This is a genomic window from Maricaulis sp. (assembly GCF_030149235.1).
Classification (GTDB): Bacteria; Pseudomonadota; Alphaproteobacteria; order Caulobacterales; family Maricaulaceae; genus Maricaulis.
In genome coordinates, this window is record NZ_JASBRW010000011.1 from 1 (window position 1) to 9,248 (window position 9,248).

General features: G+C 62.7%; 10 protein-coding genes. 4 read left to right on the plus strand and 6 right to left on the minus strand.

What is annotated here, in order from left to right:
- The coding region (gene leuS, locus Q1V51_RS01800) for a leucine--tRNA ligase (protein ID WP_300552087.1) at positions 1-2,059 on the minus strand (2,059 nt) is incomplete at its 3' end.
- A gap of 46 nt (positions 2,060-2,105) precedes the next feature.
- Positions 2,106-2,606: a DUF3576 domain-containing protein gene (locus Q1V51_RS01805; protein ID WP_300552089.1), complete on the minus strand. Its 501-nt coding sequence runs from the start codon at positions 2,604-2,606 to the stop codon at positions 2,106-2,108.
- A gap of 344 nt (positions 2,607-2,950) precedes the next feature.
- Between Q1V51_RS01805 and Q1V51_RS01810 the strand changes: the two genes are divergently transcribed.
- On the plus strand, positions 2,951-4,114 hold the full coding sequence (locus tag Q1V51_RS01810) for a porin (protein WP_300552091.1): 1,164 nt from the start codon (positions 2,951-2,953) through the stop codon (positions 4,112-4,114).
- A gap of 103 nt (positions 4,115-4,217) precedes the next feature.
- Positions 4,218-4,670, plus strand: coding sequence for an NtrZ family periplasmic regulatory protein (locus Q1V51_RS01815; protein WP_300552093.1), 453 nt, complete (start codon positions 4,218-4,220; stop codon positions 4,668-4,670).
- Here Q1V51_RS01815 and Q1V51_RS01820 read toward each other — a convergent pair.
- Positions 4,667-5,251: a thiamine phosphate synthase gene (locus tag Q1V51_RS01820; RefSeq protein ID WP_300552094.1), complete on the minus strand. Its 585-nt coding sequence runs from the start codon at positions 5,249-5,251 to the stop codon at positions 4,667-4,669. The genes Q1V51_RS01815 and Q1V51_RS01820 overlap by 4 nt on opposite strands.
- Here Q1V51_RS01820 and Q1V51_RS01825 point away from each other — a divergent pair.
- Both Q1V51_RS01825 and Q1V51_RS01830 read left to right on the plus strand, forming a co-directional pair.
- A complete protein-coding gene (locus Q1V51_RS01825; protein WP_300552095.1) occupies positions 5,250-5,933 on the plus strand; it encodes a YggS family pyridoxal phosphate-dependent enzyme in 684 nt (227 codons plus the stop codon). The two genes, Q1V51_RS01820 and Q1V51_RS01825, sit on opposite strands and share 2 nt — an antisense overlap.
- A gap of 311 nt (positions 5,934-6,244) precedes the next feature.
- Complete coding sequence (locus tag Q1V51_RS01830) at positions 6,245-6,931, plus strand: response regulator transcription factor (RefSeq protein ID WP_300552097.1); 687 nt, start codon at positions 6,245-6,247, stop codon at positions 6,929-6,931.
- A gap of 11 nt (positions 6,932-6,942) precedes the next feature.
- Here Q1V51_RS01830 and xth read toward each other — a convergent pair whose 3' ends face one another.
- The 3 genes from xth to Q1V51_RS01845 are packed head-to-tail and all read right to left on the minus strand — an operon-like array spanning position 6,943 to position 9,030.
- Positions 6,943-7,755: an exodeoxyribonuclease III gene (gene xth, locus Q1V51_RS01835; protein WP_300552098.1), complete on the minus strand. Its 813-nt coding sequence runs from the start codon at positions 7,753-7,755 to the stop codon at positions 6,943-6,945.
- Positions 7,752-8,420 carry a phosphoribosylanthranilate isomerase gene (locus Q1V51_RS01840; RefSeq protein WP_300552100.1) on the minus strand — a complete coding sequence of 223 codons (669 nt, stop codon included), beginning with the start codon at positions 8,418-8,420 and terminating at the stop codon, positions 7,752-7,754. The genes xth and Q1V51_RS01840 overlap by 4 nt, the downstream gene beginning before the upstream one ends.
- Before the next feature lies 1 nt (position 8,421).
- Positions 8,422-9,030, minus strand: a complete 609-nt coding sequence (locus Q1V51_RS01845; protein WP_300552102.1) for a hypothetical protein — start codon at positions 9,028-9,030, stop codon at positions 8,422-8,424.
- Positions 9,031-9,248 lie beyond the last annotated feature (218 nt).

The window sequence follows — 9,248 nt, forward strand, 5'->3', positions numbered from 1 at the left end:
GCAGGGAGGTTACGGTCGTCCACAGGCGCTGAATGAAGCGCCAGACGCCTTCCACACCGCTGTCGGTGTATTCCACATCGCGCTCGGGCGGGCTGTCCGACAGCACGAACCAGCGGGCGGCATCGGCCCCATAGCTTTCGATGAAGGCGTCCAGATCGACGACATTCTTCTTCGACTTGGACATTTTCTCGATGGCACCGATCTTCACCGGCTTGCCGGTGGCGATCTCGACCGTCTGCCCGTCGCGGCGCTCGACCTCGTCGGGCAACAGCCACTTGCCTTCGGAGGACTTGTAGGTCTCGTGCGTGACCATGCCCTGGGTGAACAGGCCGGCGAAGGGTTCGCCGGAAGCCATGTTCATCAGGCCGCTGTCATTGAGCGCCCGGGTGAAGAAGCGGGCATAGAGCAAGTGCAGGATGGCGTGCTCGACACCGCCGACATACTGGTCGACCGGCAGCCAGTAATTAATGTCGTCCGGCAGGAAGGGCGTGGTCTCGTCAAACGGCGAGGCGAAGCGCAGGAAATACCAGGACGAACAGACGAAGGTGTCCAGCGTGTCGGTTTCACGCGTCGCCGGTTTTCCGCACTTGGGACAGCTTGTGTGCTTCCAGGTCGGGTGACGCTCGAGCGGGTTGGACGGATGATCAAAGGTCACATCGTCCGGCAATTTCACCGGCAGCTGGTCCTCGGGGACGCCGACAATGCCGCAATCATCGCAATGGATGACCGGGATCGGGCAGCCCCAATAGCGCTGCCGCGAAACCAGCCAGTCGCGCAGGCGATAGGTCGTGGCGCCCTCGCCCAGCTTGAGCTTCTCCAGTTCCTCGATGGCGCGTTCAATCGCGTCGACCGTCGACAGGCCGTCGAGGAATTTGGAGTTATAGATCGTGCCCGGGCCGGTATAAGCCTCGTCGGTAATCGTGTGGGTGGCGGCATCCGCATTCGGCGGTAGCACCACCGGATTGACCGGCAGATCATACTTGTTGGCGAAGTCGAGATCGCGCTGATCCCCGGCGGGCGAGCCGAAAATGGCGCCCGTGCCATAGGTGGAGAGCACGAAATTGGCCGCCCAGACCGGCAATTCCCAAGACGGGTCAAACGGGTGGCGGACCTTGATCCCCAGGTCGATGCCGCGCTTGGGTGCCTTCTCGATCTCTTCTTCAGACGTTCCCATGCGGGCGCAGTCATGCATGAAGCGATCAATATCGGGATGCTCTTCCGCCAGTTTCTTCACGATCGGATGATCCGGCGCCAGCGCCAGGAAGGAAGCGCCGTAGAGCGTGTCGGGGCGGGTGGTAAAGACGTCGATCGTAGGTCCGAATTCCCCGGCGATGACCTCATCGGTCAGCGGGAAACGGATCTCGGCGCCGCGCGAACGGCCGATCCAGTTGGCCTGCATGGTGCGGACCTTGTCCGGCCAGCGATCGAGGCTGTCGAGCCCGTCGGTGAGCTGGTCGGCATATTCGGTGATCTTCAGGAACCATTGGTCCAGCTCGCGCTGCACGACCAGGGCGCCGGAACGCCAGCCGCGGCCGTCGATGACCTGTTCATTGGCCAGAACGGTCTGGTCGACCGGGTCCCAATTCACCTTGGCGATCTTGCGATACACCAGGTCGCGCTCGAAAAGTTTGAGGAACAGCGCCTGCTGGTGGCGATAGTAGGCCGGGTCGCAGGTGGCGAACTCTCGTGTCCAGTCCAGAGCCAGGCCAAGGCGCTGCAGCTGGCCGCGCATGGCGTCGATATTCTCATACGTCCAGGCGCCTGGGTGCACGCCACGCTCGCGCGCTGCATTTTCCGCCGGCAGCCCGAAGGCATCCCAGCCCATCGGGTGCAAGACGTTGAAACCGCGCGCTCTTTTATAGCGCGCGACGACATCACCCATGGTGTAGTTGCGGGAGTGTCCGACATGGATGCGCCCGGACGGGTAGGGGAACATCTCCAGGACGTAGTATTTCGGCTTGTCGTCGGACCCGTCTTCGCGGCGGGTCTTGAACGACTCCTTGTCCGTCCAAGCCGACTGCCATTTCGGTTCGGCTTCGCGCGGATTATATCGGCTCATAGGTCTGGTGCGCGGCACAGGACCGCGTCCTCGGCGTGGACCGGGGCTAGTCTTCCAGTTGCGAGATACGCAGCTGGCGGGCCCGAGTCAGGATGGCGTTTTCGATTTCATAGGCGGTATCGGTGCTCGCCTGAGCATCGATCCAGGTCCCGCCTTCCTCGCGCACTTGGCGGAAGACGTTGACCGCAAGGGCATCGGCCCGAAGTCGCGTGTCCAGGATATAGACCGTGAGCTTGAAGCGCTCGCTGGTCATGTCCGGATTGGCGTACCAGTCGGTGATGATGACGCCGCCGAACGGATCCACTTCAGACAGGGGCATGAAGGAAATCGTGTCCAGGCTGGCGCGCCAGAGATAGCTGTTTACGCCAATACCATCGACATCCACGTCATTGCCGCCGCGCAGCGGGTTGGGCAGCGAAGGAAGGAGACGGAAGCCGGAGGATTCCTCGGCTGCAGACCCGGCGGAATCATCGCCCCGCGTCGAACAGGCGGGAAGGGTGATGATGGCAGCGGACAGCAGCGCAACAGCGATCTTACGGTCGATCATGTGCCGTGACTCCTTCGATACAAGACGGCAGTAACACGTAGTGGCGACAGACAACAGACTTGTCCGGCCGTTTCGAGGTGCTTGTATAGCACGGCATTTTTCGCACGCCAGCGCAGAAAGGCACCCGATTTAACCGTGACAAGTCTGCAACAGCTTTGCACGAAGACGATCTGTACCCGGCACACGCGCTTGACCCGCGGGCCGAGCTCAACTCCTGTAAGGTGCGACGTCCGGGGGGACGGGGCCGATCGGCGGGGCCGCGAGTTATGGTTCGGACAATTAGCGCGACAATTATCGCAGCTGCGTCCGTCCTTCTCACGGTCCCGTCGGCATTCTCTCAAACATTGACTTCACTCTGGTCCGAGGCGGAAACGCGCTTCGCGCTTGATACCGGTCTGGTCACGGTCATGCGCGATGGCGATGACATCGATGTCCTGGCCGACCTCGAAGCGCGCTGGAGTGTTGAAATGCTCACCGATAGCGGGCGCCGCTTCGGTTTCGTACTGGGCGGTCGTGTCGAGCGTGACAGTGGGCGTAAAGCCTGGGGCAACCGTGTCGGTGATTGCCCGCCTGGCTTGGCGGATTGCGCCAGCCTGCAGGTCGACGGTCTCGACCGGGCACTGCGGGGAACGGCATCCGGCCTGTTCAGCGCCGGCCCAGCTGATAATCGCCGGGCTCATGCGGCGCTCGAGGCCGGCTATGCCTATCTTCATTCCGGCTGGGGCGAGTGGCGTCTCGGTGCCGGTACGGGCGCCGCGGATCTCGATGCGGTGCGCGGACCGACCGCCTTCCGCCTCTCCCGCGCCGATGGTGGCCGTGTCGATATCACCGGCTTGTCAGGCGCACGGACGCGCAATCTGAGCTCCGGCTTTGACCCCAAACTGGTGTTCCGCTCCATCGCTCTGGGCCAGGTGGGCACGATCGGGACGTTCCGGGCCTCGTTGTCCTACACCCCCGAGGTGGAGCTGTGCGGGGTCGATCACTGTGCCGGCAATTTCGGGACCTCGGATCCGCTGACTCCGCCCGTCGAAGACGTGTTCGAGGCCGGTTTCCATTACGAAATCCGTCGTGGGGATCATGATGTGGCGTTCAGCGCCGGTCTGTCACGCGGGTCTGAAGCTTCGAGCCTAGCGGGCCTTGCAGGTATCCGGGCGGAAGATGCCGGGTTGAGCTGGCGGTCAGGCCAATGGCGCGCTGGTGCGCGCTGGTATCGCGCCAATCAGGCCCTGGCCGGAGACGCCAGCTACGAGGCCCTGGCGGTTTCCGCGAGCTATGAAGCGGGTGATTGGTTGACGACACTGGAATGGGCCAGTTTCAGTGATGATCTGGTCCACGCCTCGGGCGAAAGCTGGCAGTTGAGTGGGTCAAAACTCATTGGAGATCATTGGGTTGCAGGCGCCGGTATCCAGCTGGCGGAGCGTTCGGAGCCGGTCCTGCTACCGGCTGGACGCCGCAATGTCAGCGCTGATTCCAGTGCCATTTTCGTCGAGCTCGGCTGGCGATACTGATAATTTGGCAACAGCGGCGGGAATTCTGCCGGGCCTGTGGATAAAATATCTTCCTCAGCCCGCGCTCGCGCGTATATAACTGCTCTGCGAGGGAGTGAGAGAAATGACGCGCCGTTCCGGCAAATTGCAGGCATCTTGGCTGACGCGCAGTGCTGTCGCACTGGCCGCGTTCGCGCTCGTCTGCACGCCGGCCATGGCGCAGCAGGACGAAGATGTCGACCTGTCCATTCTCGACCAGCCGATACTTGATGCGGACGCCCCGTGGTATGACAGCCTGACCAATTCGCTCAATGAAACCCGCCCGCACTCTCTGGAAGATGTGCCGACGGTGGACCTCGAGCTGGGTGACTGGAGCTTCCAGTTCGGTCTGCGTGACGATGAAAACAACCCGCTGGAGCTCGACGATGTCAGCGCCGGTGCCTTCGTCAATCTGGGTGACCGTTTTCGCCTCGGTACCGAACTGCGCTTCACCGCCCCGGAAGATGACCTCCTGATGATCCAGGAAGCCGAAGAGCGTCAGCCGGAAATCAAATTCGAGTCCGCCCTGCGCTTCTAGCGTTTGAGCCAAGCCTCGATCATCGCCATGCCCGACAGGCCAAGCTGTTTCATCTGCTTGGCTTTTTTCATGTCCAGTCCGCCAAGGCCATAAACCGGCAGACGGCTTTGCCCGACGATGGAGCGTGTCCGCCACAGACCGAGCGGATGCGTGGCGCTGGGGCTGTTGGACGGTAGCAGCGGCGACAAGAAGGCGGCGTCCATACCGGCCTGCCAGGCCCGTTCCAGGGCAAGGTAGCTGTGCGCGGCCGCCGTCATGACGAGATGGGAGTGTCGCAAACGCGCCTGTGCGCCCCGGGCCAGCAAACGCTCCGGCCAATGCACGCCATGCGCCCCGACAGCCTCGGCGAGTGCGATATCGGCGGAGATCAGCAAGGTCAGTCCCTCAGAACGCGCCAGGCCCGCCAGAACCTGCGCCTCAACTTCGCGATCTGCCTTGCCAAAATGGCGGTAAACCAGTCCGGTCCCGGCGGGAAGTCGGGCCGCGAGTGCCGTGATATCCGGCGTGCGTTGCGGGTCGGTAAACGCCCAGAGCTCTGGCAGGCTTGTCAAACCGGAAGGGCCGCGATACGGCGAAGGCATGAGTGAACATCCTGATATAGCCGGAAATATCGATGCGATCCTGAACCGGATCGGCAAGGCAGCACAAGCATCCGGCCGCAGCTCAGACGCGGTCGAGCTGGTTGCGGTTTCCAAGCGTCAGCCGGAGACCCGTATCGATGCGGCCCTGGCGGCCGGTCAGCGCGTGTTCGGTGAGAACCGGGTCCAGGAAGCCCAGGCTCACTGGGCCGGGCGGCGCGCTCATTATGCGGATCTCGAACTGCGCCTGATCGGGCCGCTGCAGACCAATAAGGCGGCCGATGCGGTGGCCCTGTTTGATGTCATTGAAACGGTCGACCGGCTCAAGCTGGCGCGCATACTGGCCCGGGAAATGGAGACGCAGGGGCGTCGGCCCCGGCTCTATGTCCAGATCAATACCGGGGCCGAGCCGCAGAAGGCCGGCCTTCTGCCGCAGGAGCTTGAAGGCTTTATCAGCGAGGCCCGCGACACGCTTGGCCTGGCGTTCGAAGGCTTGATGTGTATCCCGCCGGTGGAGGAGCCCGCCGGTCTGCATTTCGCGCTTCTGGCCAAGCTGGCGCGCGAGAACGGTCTGGAAAAACTCTCCATGGGAATGAGTGCCGACTATGAGGTGGCGATCGGCCTGGGCGCGACCTCGGTGCGGGTCGGGACCGGTGTTTTCGGGGCACGCGACGTCGCGACCTGACAGCCGCCTCACGCAATCGTGGGGTCCTGTTAGCCAAGCGTCAGTTGCGTTGGATTTTCAGAGCATTAAATCGCTGTTCCAGCGGTGGTCGGCGCGGGAATGGACCTGGCCAGATGGCTGGTCGTCCTCAACGCCTCCCCCACCACGGAAATTTCGTCCCGGCTGGGACGCTGACAGAAGAAAAGCAAGATTCAGACCAAGAATCAGTTGCTTAAACTAGGGACTTGCGGCACCGAGTGGCAAACCCTGCCGGGCAAGACTTGCCGACGGGCAGGAATTGCCTTGCTGCGCGAAATGGGCATGATCGAATTATGAGCGCACAAAAAACCATCCTCATCATCGACGATGACAACGATCTCCGCGAAGCGCTGGCCGAGCAGTTTGATCTGCATGAAGAGTTTCGCACCATCGAGGCCGATACGGCCTGCGGCGGCATGACCCGGGCCAAGGATGAACGGGCCGACCTGATCCTGCTGGATGTGGAACTGCCCGATATGGATGGCCGCGATGCCTGCCGGCTGATGCGCAAGAATGGCGTCTCCTCGCCGATTATCATGCTCACCGGCCAGGATACGGATGCCGACCAGATCCTGGGTCTGGATGCCGGGGCCAATGACTATGTCACCAAGCCGTTCAAATTCTCCGTCCTGCTGGCCCGTGTTCGGGCGCATCTGCGCAGCCATGAACAGAGCGAGGATGCGGTGTTCCAGGTCGGCCCCTATGAATTCCGCCCGGCGATGAAAATACTCATGACGGCGGATGATAAGAAGGTCCGGCTGACGGAGAAAGAAACCAATATCCTCAAATACCTCTACCGTGCCGGTGGTAAGCCGGTGCCGCGCGATGAGCTGCTGCACGAGGTCTGGGGGTATAACCCGGCGGTGACCACGCACACGCTGGAAACCCATATCTACCGCTTGCGCCAGAAGATCGAGCCGGACCCGGCCCATGCCCGTCTCTTGGTCACCGAAAGCGGCGGTTATCGGCTCTCTAACTAGGCTTTAGCGACCTAGGCTTCGAACCGCATCACGACCGGCGCGTGATCGGACGGCTTTTCATAACCGCGCAGATCTTCCCACACCTTGAACCCGTCCCGGCCGGCCACGAGGGCGCGATCCTTCACACTCGGGGCCGCCCAGATATGGTCGAGGCGGCGACCGCGATTGGCCTTGCGCCAGTCGCGCGCCCGGTAGCTCCACCAGGTGTAGACCTTCTCGTCCATCGGGATCAGTTCGCGCGCGAGGTCGGCGAAATCGCCAGCCTTCCGGATGCGCTCCAGCGCGTCGACTTCACCCGGCGTGTGGCTGACGACCTTGAGCAATTGCTTGTGTGACCAGACATCATGCTCATAGGGCGCGATGTTGAAATCACCGACCAGCACCAGCGGCGCATTCTCGGCCCGGCGATCACCGAAATAGCGTTCCAGCCGATCGAGGAATTCCATCTTGTGGGCAAAGCGCGGATTGGTCTCCACATCCGGCTCGTCGCCGCCTGCCGGGATGTAGAAATTGTGCAGTTCGACACCGGCGACGCCGACCCGCTGATGCCGGGCTTCCTCGCGCGGGCACAAGCCCTCATCGCCCAGGTCATCAAGCGGAAGCTTGGAGGCAATCGCCACGCCATGCATGCCCTTCTGGCCACGCACGTGGAAATGGGAAAAACCCATTTCGCGGAAGGCGGCTTCGGGGAATTCATGGTTCTGGCACTTGATTTCCTGCAGGCAGAGCACGTCCGGATCGGCCAGCTTCACCCATTCCGCCACCAGTGGCGCGCGCAGGCGGATGGAGTTGATATTCCAGCTGGCGAGGGAAAAAGCGGTCATGAGAAGTCCTGTTCTGCCTGGCGCAGGGCGGTGATGAAAGTGTTGAGCTTGTTGTCGTCCAATTCGTCGCTGGTGCGAACACTGGAACACAGGTCGACGCCATAGGGCCGCACGGTCCGGACCGCTCGTGCGATATTGCGGGCATTGAGCCCGCCGGCGAGTATGACCGGTCGCTCTGTCGCGGCCACGAAACGGGCGCTGATATCCCAGTCATGGGTGTCCCCGGTCCCGCCCAGCGTCTCGGTGGCGGCGGCGGGCTTACCGCTGTCCAGCAGGAAGGCGTCGGCATGAGCCTCATAATCGCGGATCAGGTCCAGCGCGCCCTCGTCTTCGACATGGATGACTTGGACGCGGCGCAGATGCGGGCGTTTGCGGGCCAGTTCCTCAAGTCCTTGCGGGTCAAGCTGGCGGACGATCTGCAGCGTATCAACACCAGCCTGATCGGCGGCATCGATCAGATCGCTTGCGCTGGTTTCACTCGACAGCAGCCAACGCGACACCGGTGGGGCAATAGTGCCGGCGATATGACGCGCGTCATCATAGCTGATCGTGCCCGGACCTGACGGCATCGGCCCGACCAGACCCAACGCATCTGCTCCGGCCAGAACAGCGCGGCGGGCCTCGTCCGACGATTTGATGCAGCAGATTTTCAGCCGGACGCGCATCTCAGAGAATATTGAAGGTCGATCCGGCCAGGCCAACGGGCCAGCGGCCGCGCGCAAACAGGCGCCAGCGCGCCAGGAAGGGGTGCGGATCATCATCATTCTCCGCTTCCGCCATGACCACGAGCGCCGCACCATTGGCGGCCTGGGCCAGGGCGCCGGCAGCGGCGTGAACCAGGTCAAGATCCTCGACATCGGCCAAGGCCGCAGCGTCTTCAACCGCGTCTCGGGCCGTATCGCCCGTCTTCTGGGCGACCATGGCCAGGGCGGTCGAGACGGCCTGCTCATCGAGCCGCTCAAGGGCTTGCGCGGCCAGGCTGGTGCGCAGCATTTCCTCGGCTTCCCAGGCCACCGGGTCGCGATCGAGCGTCTCAGCGGCTCCGGCGGCTTCGTCCCAGCTGGTCAGCACCGCCGGCTCGGCCTCCGGAAAGCCCAGACCATCGAGATAAACCCGGGCCAGATGCTGTTCGCGTTCGTCCAGCGGCTCGCCCAGACGGGAGAACCAGGTATTGGCGTTGAGACTGTCGGCGAAGGCCCGTACCCGGTAGAGCAGCGGGATTTCCTCCAGGAGCCGCGGGTAATCGGGCTCATTGTCATCAAGATCGAATTGCATGGCGCTTATTTAGCGCCCGCAAGGCCATCTGCACAGCTGCAAGCCGAGGATGATTTCACAAACATGTTCTGAAAATGAAAGCGCCCGGCCTTGAGGGGGGAGAAGGCCGGGCGCAATGCCATGCACCAGTTTTCCAGCGCAGCGCCGGGAGGGGATCAATCCGGCGCGACTTCTGGGTCGGATCCGCAAGCGGGGGGACGACGCCGATCCATTTCGCC